The organism is Sulfitobacter sp. HI0027, assembly GCF_001634775.1.
GTDB lineage: Bacteria > Pseudomonadota > Alphaproteobacteria > Rhodobacterales > Rhodobacteraceae > Sulfitobacter.
In genome coordinates this window covers 1-18,150 of the sequence record NZ_LWER01000090.1, presented here as the reverse complement: position 1 = coordinate 18,150, position 18,150 = coordinate 1, and the positions used below count along the sequence as shown (strand labels likewise).

The 18,150-nt window shown below is 59.9% G+C and carries 17 protein-coding genes; 9 read left to right on the top strand and 8 right to left on the bottom strand.

The genetic code is table 11. The features are described from left to right. From A3722_RS05125 to A3722_RS05105, 5 genes are all read right to left on the bottom strand, one after another. On the bottom strand, positions 1-556 hold a 556-nt coding region (locus A3722_RS05125; protein ID WP_150120444.1), incomplete at its 3' end, for an alcohol dehydrogenase catalytic domain-containing protein. Positions 557-875: 319 nt separating this feature from the next. Further along, positions 876-1,658 (bottom strand): dimethylarginine dimethylaminohydrolase family protein, encoded by a 783-nt coding sequence (locus tag A3722_RS05120; protein WP_067915965.1) that lies wholly within the window; start codon positions 1,656-1,658, stop codon positions 876-878. Further along, the gene (locus A3722_RS05115) at positions 1,655-3,268 is read right to left on the bottom strand and encodes a 5-guanidino-2-oxopentanoate decarboxylase (RefSeq protein ID WP_067915963.1); all 1,614 of its coding nucleotides are present in this window, start codon (positions 3,266-3,268) and stop codon (positions 1,655-1,657) included. Before A3722_RS05115 ends, A3722_RS05120 begins: the two co-directional genes overlap by 4 nt. After that, positions 3,265-4,452: a pyridoxal phosphate-dependent aminotransferase gene (locus tag A3722_RS05110; RefSeq protein ID WP_067626313.1), complete on the bottom strand. Its 1,188-nt coding sequence runs from the start codon at positions 4,450-4,452 to the stop codon at positions 3,265-3,267. The genes A3722_RS05115 and A3722_RS05110 overlap by 4 nt, the downstream gene beginning before the upstream one ends. After that, on the bottom strand, positions 4,449-5,096 hold the full coding sequence (locus A3722_RS05105) for a TetR/AcrR family transcriptional regulator (protein WP_067626315.1): 648 nt from the start codon (positions 5,094-5,096) through the stop codon (positions 4,449-4,451). Before A3722_RS05105 ends, A3722_RS05110 begins: the two co-directional genes overlap by 4 nt. A gap of 86 nt (positions 5,097-5,182) precedes the next feature. Between A3722_RS05105 and A3722_RS05100 the strand changes: the two genes are divergently transcribed. Genes A3722_RS05100 through A3722_RS05085 form a run of 4 tightly spaced genes read left to right on the top strand, consistent with a single transcriptional unit; the run spans position 5,183 to position 8,348 of the window. Beyond that, positions 5,183-6,016, top strand: a complete 834-nt coding sequence (locus A3722_RS05100) for an ABC transporter ATP-binding protein (protein WP_082849357.1) — start codon at positions 5,183-5,185, stop codon at positions 6,014-6,016. A gap of 29 nt (positions 6,017-6,045) precedes the next feature. Continuing rightward, positions 6,046-6,819 (top strand): transporter substrate-binding domain-containing protein, encoded by a 774-nt coding sequence (locus A3722_RS05095; protein WP_067626317.1) that lies wholly within the window; start codon positions 6,046-6,048, stop codon positions 6,817-6,819. Between the two features lie 9 nt (positions 6,820-6,828). Next, positions 6,829-7,581 (top strand): ABC transporter permease, encoded by a 753-nt coding sequence (locus tag A3722_RS05090; RefSeq protein WP_067626319.1) that lies wholly within the window; start codon positions 6,829-6,831, stop codon positions 7,579-7,581. Next, positions 7,578-8,348 carry an ABC transporter permease gene (locus tag A3722_RS05085; protein WP_067626320.1) on the top strand — a complete coding sequence of 257 codons (771 nt, stop codon included), beginning with the start codon at positions 7,578-7,580 and terminating at the stop codon, positions 8,346-8,348. Before A3722_RS05090 ends, A3722_RS05085 begins: the two co-directional genes overlap by 4 nt. 53 nt (positions 8,349-8,401) lie before the next feature. Here the strand turns inward: A3722_RS05085 and A3722_RS05080 are convergent, their stop codons facing one another. After that, positions 8,402-9,349, bottom strand: coding sequence for a GlxA family transcriptional regulator (locus A3722_RS05080; protein ID WP_067626322.1), 948 nt, complete (start codon positions 9,347-9,349; stop codon positions 8,402-8,404). Positions 9,350-9,422: 73 nt separating this feature from the next. Here A3722_RS05080 and A3722_RS05075 point away from each other — a divergent pair, with 73 nt between their 5' ends. Genes A3722_RS05075 through A3722_RS05055 form a run of 5 tightly spaced genes read left to right on the top strand, consistent with a single transcriptional unit; the run spans position 9,423 to position 15,714 of the window. Beyond that, on the top strand, positions 9,423-10,331 hold the full coding sequence (locus A3722_RS05075; protein ID WP_067626325.1) for a 3-keto-5-aminohexanoate cleavage protein: 909 nt from the start codon (positions 9,423-9,425) through the stop codon (positions 10,329-10,331). Beyond that, positions 10,328-11,746 carry a carnitine 3-dehydrogenase gene (locus tag A3722_RS05070; protein ID WP_067626326.1) on the top strand — a complete coding sequence of 473 codons (1,419 nt, stop codon included), beginning with the start codon at positions 10,328-10,330 and terminating at the stop codon, positions 11,744-11,746. The genes A3722_RS05075 and A3722_RS05070 overlap by 4 nt, the downstream gene beginning before the upstream one ends. Further along, positions 11,746-12,906 (top strand): acyl-CoA dehydrogenase family protein, encoded by a 1,161-nt coding sequence (locus A3722_RS05065; protein ID WP_067626328.1) that lies wholly within the window; start codon positions 11,746-11,748, stop codon positions 12,904-12,906. The genes A3722_RS05070 and A3722_RS05065 overlap by 1 nt, the downstream gene beginning before the upstream one ends. Positions 12,907-12,916: 10 nt before the next feature. After that, on the top strand, positions 12,917-14,935 hold the full coding sequence (locus tag A3722_RS05060) for an acetate--CoA ligase family protein (RefSeq protein WP_067626330.1): 2,019 nt from the start codon (positions 12,917-12,919) through the stop codon (positions 14,933-14,935). After that, positions 14,932-15,714, top strand: coding sequence for a carnitinyl-CoA dehydratase (locus A3722_RS05055; RefSeq protein WP_067626332.1), 783 nt, complete (start codon positions 14,932-14,934; stop codon positions 15,712-15,714). The genes A3722_RS05060 and A3722_RS05055 overlap by 4 nt, the downstream gene beginning before the upstream one ends. A gap of 1,333 nt (positions 15,715-17,047) precedes the next feature. On the opposite strand, the gene A3722_RS23165 is transcribed toward A3722_RS05055, so the two are convergent. Together A3722_RS23165 and A3722_RS05040 are read right to left on the bottom strand one after the other, a co-directional pair. Next, positions 17,048-17,389 (bottom strand): helix-turn-helix domain-containing protein, encoded by a 342-nt coding sequence (locus A3722_RS23165; RefSeq protein WP_150120074.1) that lies wholly within the window; start codon positions 17,387-17,389, stop codon positions 17,048-17,050. Positions 17,390-17,600: 211 nt separating this feature from the next. After that, on the bottom strand, positions 17,601-18,150 hold a 550-nt coding region (locus A3722_RS05040; RefSeq protein ID WP_067915961.1), incomplete at its 5' end, for a helix-turn-helix transcriptional regulator.

Here is an 18,150-nt window from a genome sequence, read left to right as displayed (position 1 = left end):
CCCAGTCTTGGGTTTCCGGACGCGAGGCGGTGGCGATCACGGTCAATCCGGTCAGCGCCTTGGCCAATTGGATAAGGATCGACCCCACGCCCCCGGCCCCGCCAATCACCAAAAGCGCCTGCCCCTCACCGGCCCCTTCCGTCAGCCTGAAAGCATCGAACAGCATTTCCCATGCGGTGATCGCGGTCAGCGGCAGACTGGCGGCCTCAACGAAATCGAGCGTTTCCGGCTTTCGCCCCACGATCCGGGCATCAACCGCATGAAAAGTGGCGTTGGTGCCTGCACGGGTCACATCCCCGGCATAGAACACCGCATCCCCGATGGCGAAATCCGTAACCTCTGTGCCCAAGTCGACGACCACCCCCGCCGCGTCGAACCCCAAGACCTTTGGGCCGCCATCGGGGGCGGAATGCGCGCGCAGCTTCACATCCACCGGATTGACAGAGATGCCCTTTACCTCAACTAAAAGATCGCCCGGCCCCGGCGTGGGTCGGTCGATTTCCAACGCCTCCAAAACCTCTGCCGCGCCGGTGGTGTTATAGCCGATGGCTTTCATTTCGATTGTCCTTCTTTCCGAATTTCGTTGTTGGACAGGAAGTATCAGTTCGCCGGACTGTATAAACCGGGGCGAAACCGGATTGAGTTTATCGAAACGCAGGAAAATTGGGACGCAAGGCGCCTGCGCGGTGCGCACTCCGCACAGGCTCCCAAGGTCAAAAGCTGTCGACTGCAGAACGGTCAAACCGCATCAACTCGTATCGCTGAGAGATATGGCGGAGGCGGTTTGACCTTCGCCCCCTCTACACGAAGGTATTCGTCACCGCAGAACGCTGCACTCACGCAAGGGGATCAAACCTTCCAAGCGACCCTCAGTATCAGAACCTTAGCGACAGGCATGACATGCCGCCGTCCAGTTTGGCGCATTCCGCATTACTGATCTCGACCACTTCAAAGCCTGCTTTCGTCAACATTTCCGCGGTGCGGGGGAAGCCCGCAGGACAGAGCACATATTGGTTAAACCGGATGCTATTGGCGGCGGCCTCTTCGCCCTCGGCGGTGTGCAGCACGCGGTAACCTTCGAAACAGCCAGAAGCGTCGAGCCGTTTGGTGCTGAGGATGGTGTCCCCGTCGAGCAACGAGCAATCGGTCTTGAAATGCAGCACGCCGGGCGGTGTAAAGACCTCGCGGAGGCTATGGCCCCAGTCCGAGACGATCTGCGTGAGCTCGGCCACGCCTTCGGCATCGGTGCGGTCTGATCGGCCCACCAAGATCTCGCGCCCGGTGACCAGAATGTCGCCTCCTTCGATATGGCCGGGGCCTTCGATCTGGCGCAGGTCACTGTAAAGGGTACTCAAGGTCGGCGCCATTTCGGCCACCTCTCCCATGCGGCTCGGCGCGCCGGGGCGCATCAGAACTGCGCCTTTGGGTAAACAAAGTGCGGTATCCTCAACAAAGACGGAATCGGGAAAAGCTTCCAGCGCGGGCAGTTCGATCACCTCGGCGCCGGTTTCTTTCAATGTGGCAACGTAATGCGCATGGGCCTTTTCCATCTGCGCAAGATCGGGGGTGCCGATGTCCTCGGCGCGCAGACCATCGACGATGCTGGCGGCGGGGCGACGGGTGACGGCGCGGGTGAATTCATAGGTGGGGTCTGTCATGTCATGCTCTCTTGTTTGCTGGCGCGGGGGGTCGGCTGTGCCTGAATTTCAATAAGCGTCGGCCCGCCAGTCGCGGTGGCCGCGCGCAGCGCATCTTCAACGGCGCCGGGTTGCGTATCGCAGCGCCAGAAGGGCAAGCCGCAGGATTGTGCGACGGCGGCAAAGTCCGGCGGGGCCGGGTCACATCCGACGACGCTCACCCCCGCGTCCTGCATGGAGGTGGCGATTTCCTGATAACCGTGGTTGTTCCAGATGATGAAGCAAATCGGCAGGTTTTCTTGCACCGCGCACATCAATTCCGGCAGGCTGAACTGCGCGCCGCCATCGCCAGCGATGCAAATCACCGGCGTGTCGGGTGCGGCCAGCGCCGCCCCGATTGCAGCGGGGATGCCATAGCCAAGCGCGCCAAAGCCGGTGGCGGCGTTGAACCAGCCGCCGGAGCGGTCGTGATCGTAGTAAAGGTTGCCCGCATAGATCGGCTGGGTGGAATCGCCGACGATGATCGCCCCCGGAACCGCCCCGCGCACTTCACCGAGGGTGTCGCAAGCCGCACGCATCTCTGGGCCGATCTCTTCAAACGCCTCGCGGCGGGCCTTGGCCGCCCGCGCTGCCCCGTCTGGCGCGGCATCCCCGTCAACCGCGGCATTCAGCGCGTCAATTGCGAGTGCCGCATCGCCGTGGATCGACAGTTCGGCGGCATGGCGGGAAAGCTGCTCAGCGCAAATATCGACGCGGATGAGCCTTTGGAACTCGGGCATGGTGCCGGAGGCGTACATATCATAATCGGTCGGGCCCAATTCGGTGCCCAAGGCCAGCACCACGTCCGACTGCGCGATCAGTGCCCGCACGGCTTGCAGGCTGGGGCTGGCCGGAACGCTCAAAGGATGTTCGAACATTACGCCGCGGGCATTCACCGTTTGCACCACCGGCGCGCCTAGCTTTTCGGCGAGGGTTTGCAAGGCATTCCCGGCTTTTCTAGCCCCGCCACCGGCAAGGATCAGGGGCGCCTTGCTCTCCGCCAGTATCGCAGCGGCTTTTGAGATTTGCTCGGCAGACGGGGGGGTCACAGAGGTGGCAGAAATAGAGGGCGCTTCGGCGGTATAGGGCGCGCCGGCCACGTCCAGCGGTATCTCAAGATGTGTGGGCCCCGGTCGGCCGGACTGGAACGGCTCAAAGACCCGGTCGAGCATGGGGGCGAGTTCATCGGCGGTTTCAACCCGCTCGGAGATCAGCGCGACGGTCCGTGCCATCGCCCGCTGATCCGGTAGCTCGTGGAGATGGCCCCTGCCCTTGCCAAGGCTGGGCAGCGTGTTGACGCCAGAGATCACCAGCATCGGCACGGAATCCGCGCGCGCTTGGCCCACCGCGGTCAGCGTGTTGGTCAGCCCCGGCCCCGTGATGACAAAGGCAACACCGGGTTTGCCGGAGACCCGTGCATAGCCATCCGCCATGAAGCCCGCGCCCTGTTCGTGCCGGGGCGTCACGTGGCGGATGCCCGAGGCCGCCAAGCCCCGGTAAAGCTCGATCGTGTGCACGCCGGGGATACCAAAGACACAGTCGACGCCGCGCTGTGAAAGCTGGGCGACCAGCGCTTCGCCGACACTGGTCATGCCGTTTCCAGTTGCAATTGCGCCGCGTGCCGGATGATCCGGTCACAGGCCGCATCAAAGGCCGCGTCGCCGGTCGTCAGCGCCACACGCACCCAAGCATCGAGCGTTTCCCCAAAGGACGCACCGGGCATGACCGCCACGCCAGCCTGCTCAAGCAGGTGCATGGCATAGTCGGTGCCGCGCATTCCGGTGGCCGACACGTCGATCATTGCAAACATGCCCGCATCCGGTTGGTGCACCTTCAACGGGCTCTCTTGCGACAGCCGGCGGTGCAAACGCTCGGCGCGGGCGGCAAAGCGTTGCTTCATCCCTTCGGCCACGGGCGACCCCTCGCGCACCGCTTTTTCGGTCATGTCAGCGATAAAGGGCTGGTTGCCGAAAAGCATGGTCTCCGACAGCGGCAAGAGAGCCTCGGTAAAGGCTTCGGGGCCGATGCACCAACCGCTGCGAAAGCCCGGTGCGGCGTGGGATTTTGAGATCGATGAGACGACGATGGTGCGGTCAGCCAGCTGCGGACGCCACAGAGGCGAGCAGAATTCAGAGGTGTCAAAGATCAGTTCTTCGTACACTTCATCAGAGATAATCCACAGGTCATGGGCAATGGCCAGTTCACCAAGCGCGTCAATCTCTGCCCGGGTCAGGACCGCGCCGGTGGGGTTATGCGGCGTGGTCAGCAAGATTGCCGTGGTCTGCGGGGTAATCCTTGCGGCGATGTCATCCGCATGAAGGCGAAAGCCGTTTTCCGGGCGCAGCGGGACGGGCACCATCTCGGCACCGCTGGAGCGGATAACCCCTTCATAAGTGGCATACATCGGATCGCCGACCAGAACCTGCTGCCCCGCCTCGGCCACGCCCAACAGCACGGCATAAAGCGCCGTCTGCGTGCCGGGAAAACACATGGCTTGGTCCGGCGTGATGCGACGGCCCGCGCGGTGCGAATATCGCTCGGCCAATGCAGCGCGCAGACCTGTCTCACCCCGACCGTCAGAATAACCAGTGCGGCCCCGGCGCATTGCATCGGCCGCCACATCCATAAGCGCGTCGGGTGTCGGCACGTCCGGCTCGCCGATGGTCAGCTCAATAATATCACGGCCCTGTGCGGCAAGCTCGCGGGCCTTTAGATGCACTTCCCATTTCGCGCCGCCAAGACCTGCCAGCCGTCGGGTGATATCTGTCGTTCTCATGTCTGTTGCCCTGCTTTTGTGAGGTCTATCCCGAGGAGCGCTCCGACGGAGCGAATTCCGATTTCTGAAAGCTCATCCGGCGCGAAAGCGCTCGGTAGAACACCGCCTTCCATCCACAATCCATCGATCACGGCGTTGCAGGCGATGGCCAAATGGCGAAGTTCTTGTGCTGAGCGGGGCTGACCCGCCTCGTTCAATACGGCTGCGATCAGCGCCTCAAGGCGGTTGCGGAAATTGTAATAGGTCCGTTTGTGACTTTCGCGCATCTGCGCGTCGTCATGGACCTTGGTGAGAAACCCCGCCCAAAGGCTGACCGACCCCGCGTCGACAACCGGCGGCGTCAGGCTGCCGACGACGAAAGCGGCCAACCGTGCCACCGGCGCGCTACAGTCGCCTTCCGCGAAGGCCGATGTCAGGTCGGTGAGCCGGTCCATGTGATGCTCATAGGCCGCGGTAATCAGGTCTTCTTTCGACGAAAAGTGGTGCCTGATCATACCCTGTGACACTTCGGCGCGGGCCGCGATTGCCCGGACCGTCGCGGCCTGAACACCCTTTTCGGCGATCAGCGACAGAGTGGCCCTTATCAGGGCCTCCCTGCGGTGCTCCGCTGGCTCACGTTTGAATTTAGGCGTGCTGTCCGACACAGGCGATTTCCGAACTTCCTAATTATACACTTGCATGATTACGAAATACGGGCCTTACTACAAGACAGAAATTTGGGACACATCAAATGAGGGGTGCGGACGCTTTGCAAAGAAAGCCGGTCAGAGCCACACAAGCAGCCGAAGACGCCAATGCCGATCGCGCAGAGGAGAATGAGGCCATAAGAATTACCGACCTGCACAAATCCTTCGGCGCGTTGGAGGTTCTCAAAGGTGTCTCACTGACCGCGAAAAAGGGCGATGTTGTCGCCATCATCGGCGGCAGCGGGTCGGGCAAATCCACCTGCCTGCGCTGCATCAATTTCCTCGAAACCCCAAGTGCGGGTCAGATCATCGTCAACGGTGAAGAGATCAAGATGCGCCAAGACGGCTCCCCCGTTGACCGCCGCCAGATCGAGCGCATCCGAACCCGCCTTGGCATGGTGTTTCAGGCTTTCAACCTCTGGACCCACCGCACCCTGCTGGAAAACGTCATCGAGGTGCCGGTCCATGTTCTCAAAGTGCCGCGGGACGAGGCCATCAAACGCGCACGGGTGCTGCTAGACCGGGTCGGACTGGGCGATAAGGCTGATACCTTCCCTGCGTTTCTGTCAGGAGGACAGCAGCAACGCGCGGCAATTGCCCGCGCCCTTGCGGTGGAACCCAGCGTGATGCTGTTTGACGAACCCACCAGCGCGCTTGACCCCGAGTTGGTGGGTGAGGTGCTCACGGTTATCCGCGATTTGGCTGCCGAAGGGCGCACCATGCTGCTTGTCACCCACGAGATGAAATTCGCGCGCGAGGTGGCGACGCATGTCGTCTACCTTTTTGAGGGGCGCATCGAAGAACAAGGCCCGCCGGAAGAGCTTTTCGGCAACCCTCAATCCGCCCGGCTGCGGCAGTTTTTGCAGACAGTCGGCTAAACCACCAAGAAAAAACAGGGAGACTATCAATGACATTTAAGAAACTCATGACGAGTGCGATCGCGACAGCAGTGCTGAGCGCCGGTGCCGTGGCCGCCGAAGAGGTCAAGATCGGCATCGCAGCCGAGCCCTACCCGCCCTTCGCCTCTCTCAATGCCTCCGGCGAATGGGAAGGCTGGGAAGTTGAGATCATCGACGCGGTCTGCAAAGCGGCCGAGTTGGACTGTGTGATCACCCCCGTGGCCTGGGACGGCATTATCCCCTCGCTGACAGGCCAGCAGGTCGATGCGATCATGGCCTCCATGTCGATCACCGAGGAACGACAGAAAACGATCGATTTCTCTGATCCCTACTACAACACGCCCGCGGTGATCGTGGCGGATAAGTCGATGGACATCGAACCTACGGCCGAGTCGCTGTCCGGTAAGATCATCGGCATTCAAGCCTCAACCATCCACCAAGCCTATGCCAATGAATATTTCGGCGATGCGGCGGAAATCCGGGTCTATCAGACGCAAGACGAAGCCAATCAGGATCTGGTCTCGGGTCGGATTGATGCCACGCAGGCCGACAGCATCGCCATGGCGGATTTCGTTAACTCCGACATCGGCACCTGCTGCGAGATCAAGGGATCGGTGGAGAATGACGAGGCCATCTTGGGCCAAGGTGTCGGCGCTGGCGTGCGCAAGGGCGATGACGCGCTGCGGGAAAGCCTGAACAAAGGCATCGCACAGATCCTCGAAGATGGCACCCACGAAGAGATCACCGGGCGCTATTTCGATACCAGCATCTACGCAGAGTAAGCGCCCATCGTGGAGATAATCTTCGAAACGCTCGGGCTTGCCGAGAGCGCGCACCTACTGTCCCTCAGCCCGCCGGGCTGGGGCGGCAACCTGTTGCGCGGGCTTGCGAACTCTTTGCAGATCGCATTTGGCGCCTTCGGGTTCGGCCTTCTGATCGGGCTCTTTGGGGCCTACGGCAAGCTTTATGGCGGGGTGGTCCTGCGCGACCTCCTTGCCGTTTATACGACTGTGATCCGGGCCGTGCCTGAATTGGTGCTGATCTTGATCCTCTATTACGTGGGCACCGATCTCATTAACAAAGTCTCGGGCGCCATGGGCTATGGCCGGGTCGAGATTAGCGGTGTCGTCGCCGGGATCTGGGTGCTCGGCGTGGTACAGGGCGCCTATGCCACCGAGGTGCTGCGCGGCGCGATCCAAGCCGTGCCCGCGGGCCAGATTGAGGCCGCGCGCGCTTACGGGATGCCGCCGCTGATGCTGCTGCGCCGCGTGACGATCCCCGCGATGATGTCCTTTGCCACGCCGGGTCTGGCGAACCTGTGGTTGATTGCAACCAAAGACACCGCGCTTCTGGCCATCGTCGGCTTCAGCGAATTGACGCTGGAGACCCGACAGGCCGCCGCCAGCACGCGCGCCTATTTCACCTTCTTCCTCGCCGCGGGCGCGCTTTATTTGATCGTGACGCTATGTTCTGGCGCGGTCTTTGCCCGGATCGAAAAATGGGCGCGGCGCGGTCAGCCGTCGCTGAAAGGAGCGGGCCGATGATCCCCTTTCGCGCACTGATGCAGCCCCACCGCATTGTCATGCTGGCGCTTTTGCTGGCTGTGGTCATCTGGTGCGCCGTGGCGCTGCGGTGGGATTGGATACCGGAATATGCCCCGCTGGCGTTGGAAGGGCTCTGGCGCACGATCTGGATATTGGTCGTCACCTGCGTGCTGGGTTTTCTCTTGGCCATTCCACTGGGGCTCGCGCAGGCCATCGGGCCTTGGTACCTGTCTGCCCCTGCCCGGATATTCTGCACCGTCATCCGTGGCACGCCTCTGCTCTTGCAGATCTGGCTGCTCTATTACGGCCTCGGCTCGCTGTTCCCGCAAATCCCTTGGATCCGCGGCAGTGAACTCTGGCCCTACCTGCGCCAAGCTTGGCCCTATGCGGTGCTGGCGCTGACGCTGTCTTATGCGGGCTATGAAGGCGAAGTTATGCGCGGCGCGTTTTCCAGTGTGAACAAGGGGCAGCTTGAGGCTGCAAACGCATTCGGCATGCCGCGTTTCACCATGTTCCGCCGCATCTGGCTGCCGCAGGCCATTCGCAACGTCCTACCGACATTGGGCGGTGAAACCATCCTGCAGCTCAAGGCCACACCTCTGGTCGCGACAATCACGGTGGTCGAGCTTTATGCCGTGTCCTCGCGTGTGCGCTCGGACACGTTTATCGTCTATGAACCGCTGATCTTGCTGGCTGTGTTTTACATGATCATCGCCGGGGGCATCGCCTTGTTGTTTCGACGGTTCGAGAACCAAGTGCCGGGATAGCGACGGCGGCGGTTGGATGGGGTCCAACTTCTCAGACGAGATCGAGAACGCAATCAGTCCGCCCTCAAATCCATGGGCGTTGTGCCAAACTGGCCCTTGAAGGCGCGTGTCATAGCACTTGCGCTTTCGTAACCGCAGCGCGTCGCAATCTCAGAGATTGACAGGTTGGTCCCTTCGGCCAAGCTCTTGGCGGCGATCAGGCGTCGGTGCCGATAGACTTGGCCCGGCGTCGCATTCAAACTGCGCGCGAACCGTCTTTGCAGGCTTTTGAGCGAACACCCCAAGTGACGCGCAATGGTCGGAATTGGCACCGGTGCTTCGATAGTCTCATCCATAAGGACAAGCGCTCGGGACACCAGTTTGGACCGCCCCGATATGTTGTCGGGCTGCCCAAACGGCTGATCGCTTTGATGCAAGAAAAGCGACGCGACATCGAGTCGTGTGATCTCGCCGCAGTGCGCCCCGATCAACGTCAGGACCAGATCAAAGGACGCCATTGCACCGCCGCAGGTGATCCGGTTGCCGTCAATGACAAACCGCTCTTGCCGGGCATCTACTTGCGGAAATGTCTCTGAAAAGCTTTCGAAAAGATGCCCATGGATGGTGGCGGGCCTGTCGTCCAACAGCCCTGCAGCCGCCAGCAGCCAAGCCCCCATATCGAGCCCCACCAGACATTTCGCATTCGCGCAAAGCCCCCGCAGCGCGGACAGCACCCGACTGCTGCTCAACGCAAGGTGACCATAGCTGGCGGTCACCATGAGGTAATCAGTGGGGGGCTTTGTCGCCGTGGCCAATTCGGTCTGTACCAACATCCCGCTTGAAGACCGCACAAGCCCCCCCTCAAGCGAAAGCAGGCGCCAGTCATATCGCGCCTGCCCGGTGATGCTGTTCGCGGCGCGAAACGGCTCCAAAGTGTTGGCCAGACAATGGTTCGAGAAACCATCGAACAGCAGAATGTCGATCTTAACCGTCTCGCCTGATGATTTTGTCTTTTCCTGCATGTTTCTGTCTAGCACTGCACATATCGGCCGATCAATCCGGGTAGTCTGCAGATAAGCCTAAAAGGAGACCAAGATGCCCCTGCAGATGACCCGTGAGGTCTTTATCACCTGCGCCGTGACCGGATCCGGCAGCAGCCAAGATCGGTCACCCCATGTTCCCCGCAGCCCTGAACAGATCGCCAATTCAGCCATCGCCGCCGCCAAAGCGGGTGCGGCGATTGTGCACTGCCACGTGCGCGACCCCGAGACTGGCGTGCCCTCACGCGATCCGAAACTCTACCGCGAAGTGACCGACCGCATCCGCGATGCCGAGGTCGACGTGGTGCTGAACCTCACCGCAGGCATGGGCGGCGACATCGTCTTTGGCCCGCCCTCCGCGCCGCTGCCGCTGAACGATGCCACCGATATGGTCAGCGCCGAAGAACGGCTGGCGCATATCGAAGACTGCCTGCCCGAGATATGCACCCTCGACTGCGGCACGATGAATTTTGCCGAAGCTGACTATGTGATGACCAACACGCCCGGCATGCTGACAACGATGGGCGCGCGGATGGAAGCGCTTGGCGTGAAGCCAGAGATCGAAGCCTTTGATACCGGCCACCTTTGGTATGCGAAACAACTGGTTAAAGACGGTGTGTTGTCTTCGCCCGCGCTGGTGCAGCTCTGCATGGGCATCCCATGGGGCGCCCCCAATGACCTGAACACCTTTATGGCGATGGTTAACAATGTGCCTGACGACTGGAACTGGTCCGCGTTTTCAATCGGCCGTGACGAGATGCCCTATGTGGCCGCATCGGTCTTGGCAGGGGGCCATGTGCGCGTTGGGCTTGAGGATAATCTGTGGCTCGGCAAAGGCGAGCTCGCCACCAACGAAGCGCTTGTGTCTCGGGCCGTCACCATCATTGAAAACATGGGGGCAACCGTCATGGGCCCTGATGCCGTACGCCAAAAACTGGGCCTGACCAAGCAGGCACCGCGATGACCAAGATAGCAGCAATCATCGGCGGTGGTGTCATTGGCGGCGGCTGGGCGGCGCGGTTTGCGTTGTCAGGCTGGAACGTCGCTATTTTCGACCCTGATCCCGAAGCCGAACGCAAAGTCAGCGCAGTCATGGCGAACGCGCGCCGGTCCCTGCCCGCCTTGTCCGAGGTCGCACTGCCGCCTGAAGGTCAGGTGAAAATCGTCCCCACATTGGCCGACGCCGTCACAGAGGCCGACTGGATTCAGGAAAGCGCGCCGGAACGGCTTGAGATGAAGCACAAGATCTTCGCCGAGATTCAGTCCCACTGCCGCAAAGACGCGCTGATCGGCTCTTCAACCTCGGGCTTCAAACCGTCTGAGCTACAGCAAGGGGCGCTTCGCCCCAACCAGATTTTCGTCGCACACCCTTTCAACCCGGTCTATTTGCTGCCGCTTATCGAACTGGTCGGTGACGACGCCACGACCACGCGCGCGCAAACGATGCTTACTGAAATCGGCATGAAGCCCCTGAAACTACGCAAGGAAATCGACGCGCATGTGGCTGATCGTTTTCTCGAAGCGGTCTGGCGCGAGGCGCTTTGGCTGATCAAGGACGGCATCGCCACGACCGAGGAAATCGATGACGCCATCCGTTTCGGCTTTGGTCTGCGTTGGGGGCAGATGGGCCTGTTTGAAACCTACCGCGTCGCGGGCGGCGAGGCCGGGATGGCCCATTTTATCGAACAGTTCGGGCCCTGCTTGCAGTGGCCTTGGACCAAGTTGATGGACGTGCCCGAGCTGACCGATGATTTGGTACAGAAGATCGCCAGCCAATCGGACGCGCAATCCGGTGCCCATACGATCCGCGAGCTTGAACGCATTCGCGACGACAATCTGGTATCCATGATGCGGTCCCTGAAGGGCCGTGACTGGGGTGCAGGCGCATTGCTGAACGCGCATGACACCCGCCTTGAGGGCAAAGCCGACCCTGACTTTACCAAACCCATCATCACTGTTGCCCGCGCCATTCCAATCGATTGGACGGATTACAACGGGCACATGAACGAAAGCCGCTATGGGCAGCTGTGGTCAGATGCGGCCGACGCACTCATGCGCATGATCGGGGCCGATGCCGCCTATTTCAAATCCGGCTTCAGCTACTTTACCGCCGATACCCACACCAGGTTCCGCAATGAATGTCACGCAGGCGATTCAGTCACCGTTGTCACGACCATTCTTGAGGGTGCGGGTAAAAAGCTGCGGCTGTTCCACGAATTGAAGACTGCCGAAGGCGAGGTGATCGCAACCTGCAATCAGTTCCTGCTGCACGTCAGTCTGGAAACCCGCAAATCATGCGACCCTGCGGCGCATGTCAGCGACAAGCTCGCCTCCATCATCGCGGCCCAAGCCGCCCTGCCCAAGCCGGAGCATAGCTGATGCATTTTGGATTGACCGAAGAACAAGGGATGATCGTTTCCACCGTGCGATCCTTTGTCGAAAACGAAATTTACCCCCACGAGGCCGAGGTAGAGCGCACTGGCGAAGTCCCCCATGACATCGCGCATGCGATCAAACAAAAGACGCTGGATCTGGGGTTTTACGCCTGCAACTTCCCCGAAAGCGTTGGCGGGGCTGGCCTCTCGCATCTTGAATTTGCGCTGGTCGAACGCGAATTGGGCCGCGGCTCTATGGCACTGAACCACTTCTTTGGGCGGCCGCAGAATATCCTGATGGCCTGCAGGGACGATCAGGTTGACCGCTACCTCACCCCCGCCGTTCGCGGCGAAAAGATGGATGCGCTGGCAATGACCGAACCCGATGCCGGGTCCGATGTGCGGGGCATGAAATGTACGGCCAAACGCGATGGCGGTGACTGGGTTCTGAACGGAACCAAGCATTTCATCTCTGGCGCGGATCATGCAGATTTCGTGATCGTCTTTGTGGCAACCGGCGAAGACGACACGCCGCGCGGCCCCAAAAAACGCATCACGACCTTTCTGGTCGACCGCGGCACGCCCGGCTTCACCATCCGCGATGGCTACAAATCCGTCTCGCACCGTGGCTACAAAAACATGATCCTCGAATTTGACAACTGCCGCCTGCCCGATGCTCAGGTTCTGGGCGAGGTGGATGGCGGCTTTGCGGTGATGAATGAATGGCTCTACGCCACCCGGATCACGGTCGCGACAATGTCTGTGGGTCGTGCACGACGTTGCTTTGACATGGCGTTGAATTACGCGGCTGAGCGCAAACAGTTTGGTCAGCAGATCGGCAAGTATCAGGGCATCAGCTTTCAGCTTGCCGACATGATCACCGAAATTGATGCCGCCGAGTACCTGACATTGGCGGCGGCGTGGCGGCTGGATCAAAACCTGCCTGCTAACCGCGAAATCGCCAGTGCGAAGCTTTACGCCTCCGAAATGCTGGCGCGGGTGACAGATGCCACCCTGCAAATCTTTGGCGGCATGGGCTTGATGGATGACTTCCCCATTGAACGGTTCTGGCGGGACGCGCGGGTCGAACGGATCTGGGATGGCACATCTGAAATCCAGCGCCACATCATCAGCCGCGATCTCTTGCGCCCCGTTGGCGCCTAGGGTCACGGGTATGGGTGATCTTGAGCGCCTCCTTCGCCCCCGCTCCATCGCCGTTGTCGGCGGCGGGGCGTGGTGCGACTCCGTGATCGAGCAAAACCAGAAGATCGGTTTCAAGGGTGATATCTGGCCCGTGCATCCCAAAAAGGACAGTGTTGGCGGCTTGCCGGCCTTTAAGACGCTTGCCGATTTACCAAATGCGCCGGATGCGACGTTCATCGGAGTGAACCGCCGCGCAACCATCGATCTGGTCGGCGAGCTGAACCAGATGGGTGCCGGGGGCGCCGTGTGTTTTGCAAGCGGCTTCAAAGAAACCGCTGACGGTGCGGATTTGAATGACCAATTGTTGGCCGCAGCAGGGGGACTGCCCATCCTCGGGCCGAATTGCTACGGGGTTCTGAATGCCGTGGATCAGGTGGCGCTTTGGCCGGATCAACATGGGCTGGTGCCCGTTGAACGCGGCGTGGCGATCTTGGCGCAGTCGTCCAACATCGCGATCAACCTCACGATGCAACAACGCGGGTTGCCCATTGCCTATACCATCACCGCGGGCAATCAGGCCCAGCAAGGGCTTGCCCGCATCGCCCAAACTGTCATCCGCGACGCCCGCGTGACCGCACTTGGCCTTTACATCGAAAGCTTTGGCGACATCGCGGATTTTGAAGAACTGGCGCGGCTGTCGCAGGCGCTCGGCAAGCCGATTGTGGCGCTGAAGGTTGGCCGGTCGCAGGAATCACAACTGGCGACCATTTCGCACACCGCCTCGCTCGCGGGCAGCAGCGCGGGATCGGATGCGGTATTGGCGCGGCTGGACATTGCGCGGGTCGGTTCCCCCGCTGCGCTGCTTGAGACGTTAAAGCTGTTTCACTGCCATGGCCGCCTGTCCGGGGGGCGCATTGCGTCGCTAAGCTGCTCGGGCGGCGAGGCGAGCGTCATGGCGGATACCGCCGCGCACTGTGGCCTGACCTTCCCGCCCCTGACATCTGCTCAAACAGATACGCTTTCCCAGCACCTCAGTTCGCTGGTCAATCTGACGAACCCCTTGGATTATCACACACAAATCTGGCGCGATAAGGCCGCCATGACAGCCGTGTTTGCCGCCATGACGGGCGAGGATATCGACCTGACGCTTGTGGTGCTTGATTTCCCGCGCCTAGACAGCTGTGCCGCCGATGATTGGATGATTGCAATCGAGGCGATCGAGGAGGCAGCTCGTCAAACAGGCCGTCCCTTTGGCGTGGTTGGGTCCATCGTGGAAAACCTGCCCGAAGCAATTGCAAAACGGTTGCTTGGCGCGGGGATCGTGCCGCTGTGCGACTTTGGCACGGCCTGCGAAGCGATCAGCGCGGCGCGCATGCCGCCGCGCCAAAATCACCAACCCCTGCTACCTGCCCCCAGCTTCGCAACGACGATCACGGTCACCGAAGGCGATGCCAAACGGACCCTTGCGGCATACGGCTTGGATATCCCCACAAGCCGTGCGGGCATCGCCCCTGCGGATGTGATCGCTTGCGCCGAAAAGATCGGTTTTCCTGTGGTTTTGAAGGGCGAAGGTGTCGCCCATAAAACCGAAACCGGCGCGGTAAAGCTAAACCTCACTTACGCGGAACAAGTCAGCGCGGCGGCGCAGGCAATGCAGGCCGAAACCTTCCTTGTCGAAGAAATGGTCACCGGCACGGTCGCGGAGCTTTTGCTAGGCATCGTCGCGGACCCCGCCCATGGGTTTGTCCTGACATTGGCCGCGGGCGGCACTTTGACGGAAATTCTGGAGGACGGTCAATCCTTGCTGCTGCCCACCACGGACTCAGATATTCGCCACGCCTTGGGCCGATTAAGAATTCACCCCCTGTTAAGCGGCTATCGCGGTGGTGAGCCAGCCAACATAAACGCCATTGTTGACGCGACCCTGAAGCTGCAAAACTTCGTCACCGAATACGCCGGCGAAATTGCCGAAATCGAAATCAATCCCCTCATCTGTACAAAAGACCGCGCGATCATCGCCGATACGCTTTTGGTGAAAGGAACATTATGACAAGCCCCGTTAAAACGCGTCGAGAGGGTGCCGTGCTCGAAATCACTCTGGACCGCCCAAAGGCCAATGCCATCGATCTGCAGACCAGCCGTATCTTGGGCGATACCTTTGCCGCCTTTCGTGACGACCCTGATTTACGGGTTGCGATTATCACAGGCGCGGGGTCGAAATTCTTTTGCCCCGGTTGGGATTTGAAAGCCGCCGCGGATGGCGACGAGGTGGATGGCGATTACGGCGTAGGCGGCTTTGGCGGCCTGCAAGAATTGCGCGACATGAACAAACCGGTGATCGCTGCGGTAAACGGGATTTGCTGTGGCGGCGGCCTTGAACTGGCGCTGTCTGCAGACGTTATCCTAGCAGCAGATCATGCCAGTTTCGCGCTGCCCGAAATCACCTCCGGCACGGTGGCTGATGCCGCCTCCATCAAATTGCCAAAGCGCATTCCCTATCATATCGCAATGGAGATGCTGCTCACGGGCCGCTGGCTGGACGCCGAAGAAGCCAACCGCTGGGGGTTTGTGAACCACGTTCATGCGGCAGATGAACTGATGGCGCAGGCCTGGGATATGGCACGCCTTTTGGCCTCGGGCCCGCCGCTGGTCTATGCCGCAATCAAGGAAATCGTGCGGGATGCTGAGGATAGCAACTTTCAGGACAGCATGAACCGGGTCACCAAACGCCAGCTAAAGACTGTCGATGTGCTTTATGGGTCGGAGGATAACGCCGAAGGCGCACTGGCCTTTGCTGAAAAGCGGGACCCGGTCTGGAAAGGGCGCTAAGAGCGTCGCATCCGGGCTTTCACCGGCTCTCGCGGGGCTATAGGTCCCGCGCCACCTGAACGGCCCACGCAACGAACGATTGAGCCGCGGCTTTCCTGCTCGCGGATGTGGACGACGGGGTAAAATAGCCGGTCCCAGAATCACTCTAGCGTTTTCCATGAGATTGCACGCTGCTGGCGAGAAAAACATCCCAATCCAAGGAAACGCAGTCGGAAATGTTAGCGCAAACCGTCACCCGTAACAGAAACGCAGATCAGTCGGATCGACTAAATGACTGGATTTTATGGCGGACCCTAGAGGATTCGAACCTCTGGCCTCTGCCTTAGGAGGGCGCAGGCCTGATGCTAAATGCATTGAAATTGCTCAGTTTTTTATCAGTTTACTTTACCCATTTGCACTGATTTCGAGGGGTTTCTGTGCGTATCTGTGTGGCCGACTGACCCCATTGCCGCGGCTTGTTTCTGCATGTGATGCGGGCTGTGATGCCAGTAAGTCTTCCGTATCGTGTCCGGCGAGGTGCTGAAGTATTCTGAAGCGTCTTCAATGCTGCCGCCGGATCTTATGAACAAGGTTATGGCTGTATGTTTGATGCCGTGAGGAGTGATGCGACGGACGCCAGCCTTTTCGCATGCTGTTGTGAGTGCCTTCTCGATATCGCCGATAGGTCGGCCTGGATATCGAGTGTGCTCAACAACGTAATCCCAATCGAAGAGGCGATCCCACCTCTTCAGGTGAGCCATGAGTCGTGCAGGGATCCGATGAGGCTTTCTGTCTTTGCGGGTCCTTTGTTCATCATCGCCGCGCCGCCACCAAATTTCCTGATCGAAATCAAGCCAAGGTCCATCCTTACGCTTCGCGCGCGTCGTGTTGCTGACAGTGCGGGGTCGCGATCCAGTGTAGAATTGGCACAGTGCCAAGCGTGCAGCATGCTTGGTGCGCTTTTGTCGCCAGAGATGCCAGAGCACCGCGGCGAACTCATCTCTTGTGAGCCAATCCGGCCGCGGCTCTGTCTCAGCTGGCAGCCAAACGTCCGGGACCTTCGTCAACCGCGAACGGCTGTAATTCAAGGCCGCCCTCATCGTCGAAAGCTCGCGCCTGACTGTTGATCGACTCCTGCCGATCTTTTGTCTCTGTTTCAGATATGCTTTGCAGTTTTCTTCTGTAACATCCTGGACAGTCTTACCGGTCCAAAACGATGCCAGTGCTTCGGCGGCATGATCGAGACGATCTGGATCTGCTATCTCATCAGCCCGGCCAGCAGCATAATCGCCGACAAGGACATTGACTGGTATCTGGTCTGGATCGACCGGAGCAGTCGCCCTGCCCCGCTCAGTCAGATATCTCGCGAGCGCCGCTTCTGCCGACGGGCGCGTGCTTGGGCCGCGAAGTCCGGTTCTTGTATCTTTTCCCCCGTCGCGGATAACCCACTCACCGGTATCTGGACGTTCATATAATCGGGCTGGCTTACGGGGTCGGGACCTTTTAGATACTCATCAAATCTATCAGCATGAACACGATAGAATTTACCAACGCGCCGCGCAATGAGGCGACCTTCGCGGATCTCACGATAGATCGTGCTTTTCGGAACGTCGAGCATCTCTGCAATTTCATCAACACTGTATGCAATTGGACGGTAAGATTTTGAAAATTCAGTTGGTTTCGATTCGAAAGACACGTGCGAGACTCCTCATTTTTGAGGAGATGCGTCTCTTGTGGTGAACCCAATAATTTGCCTGATTAAGGTTCGATATCTACCGTTGCAGGTCGGATGGCCACGAGATAGTGGATCGCCGTGCAGATGCTGACGACCAGAACGGATAGAAGCATTGCTTGGATCATGAAGGGGCAACCTGTTTTGTGGGGGAGGGGGGCGTTTCCTGGAGCGATTACGCCGGGGCGGCGTTTGATCTGGTTGCAGGGCCTATCGCTGAGCCCTTCACAGCCGTAGTTTGCAGGGCCTCCGCAGGCATCAATGCGTCATCCATCAGATCCTCAATAAAGGTGCTGAGCAACTGAGTGCGCCCGGTAACGGCAGCCTTGCGATAAATCGCGTTTGTCTGCGCTTTGATCGTCCCCTCAGAAGTGCCGCGCAGGTCCGCAATGTCGCGGGTGCTCAGGCCCTTGACCAAAAACACCGCGACATCCCGCTCGGCGGGGGTCAGACGCCAATCGGTGAAATGCTGCGACATCACCATCGAAAACTCTGAGGTGCAACGGCGCATCTTTTCTTCGGCGAGCCGCGCTCGTTGCAGGCTTGTTCTAAGGGCGATCCAGCCAAGCGCCACGCCGAGGTTCAACCCGATGGCCAAGATCGTTTGCTGATACTCATGGCTCTGCCAGATCAGAAACTCAGGTTCCATTCCCATAGCGTCCAACAAGAAGCAGACGGTAAAGAAGATCGCCACAATGGCCTGTAGTGTTGCAATGGCCCAAAGG

What these genes read in the sequence shown, in the direction of transcription:
- A3722_RS05065 (WP_067626328.1), top strand. Translation starts at nt 11,746, where the DNA reads ATGCATTTTGGATTGACCGAAGAACAAGGGATGATCGTTTCCACCGTG.
- A3722_RS05115 (WP_067915963.1), bottom strand. Translation starts at nt 3,268, where the DNA reads ATGACCAGTGTCGGCGAAGCGCTGGTCGCCCAGCTTTCACAGCGCGGC.
- A3722_RS05075 (WP_067626325.1), top strand. Translation starts at nt 9,423, where the DNA reads ATGCCCCTGCAGATGACCCGTGAGGTCTTTATCACCTGCGCCGTGACC.
- A3722_RS05055 (WP_067626332.1), top strand. Translation starts at nt 14,932, where the DNA reads ATGACAAGCCCCGTTAAAACGCGTCGAGAGGGTGCCGTGCTCGAAATC.
- A3722_RS05080 (WP_067626322.1), bottom strand. Translation starts at nt 9,349, where the DNA reads ATGCAGGAAAAGACAAAATCATCAGGCGAGACGGTTAAGATCGACATT.
- A3722_RS05120 (WP_067915965.1), bottom strand. Translation starts at nt 1,658, where the DNA reads ATGACAGACCCCACCTATGAATTCACCCGCGCCGTCACCCGTCGCCCC.
- A3722_RS05085 (WP_067626320.1), top strand. Translation starts at nt 7,578, where the DNA reads ATGATCCCCTTTCGCGCACTGATGCAGCCCCACCGCATTGTCATGCTG.
- A3722_RS05070 (WP_067626326.1), top strand. Translation starts at nt 10,328, where the DNA reads ATGACCAAGATAGCAGCAATCATCGGCGGTGGTGTCATTGGCGGCGGC.
- A3722_RS05110 (WP_067626313.1), bottom strand. Translation starts at nt 4,452, where the DNA reads ATGAGAACGACAGATATCACCCGACGGCTGGCAGGTCTTGGCGGCGCG.
- A3722_RS05060 (WP_067626330.1), top strand. Translation starts at nt 12,917, where the DNA reads ATGGGTGATCTTGAGCGCCTCCTTCGCCCCCGCTCCATCGCCGTTGTC.
- A3722_RS05095 (WP_067626317.1), top strand. Translation starts at nt 6,046, where the DNA reads ATGACATTTAAGAAACTCATGACGAGTGCGATCGCGACAGCAGTGCTG.
- A3722_RS05100 (WP_082849357.1), top strand. Translation starts at nt 5,183, where the DNA reads ATGAGGGGTGCGGACGCTTTGCAAAGAAAGCCGGTCAGAGCCACACAA.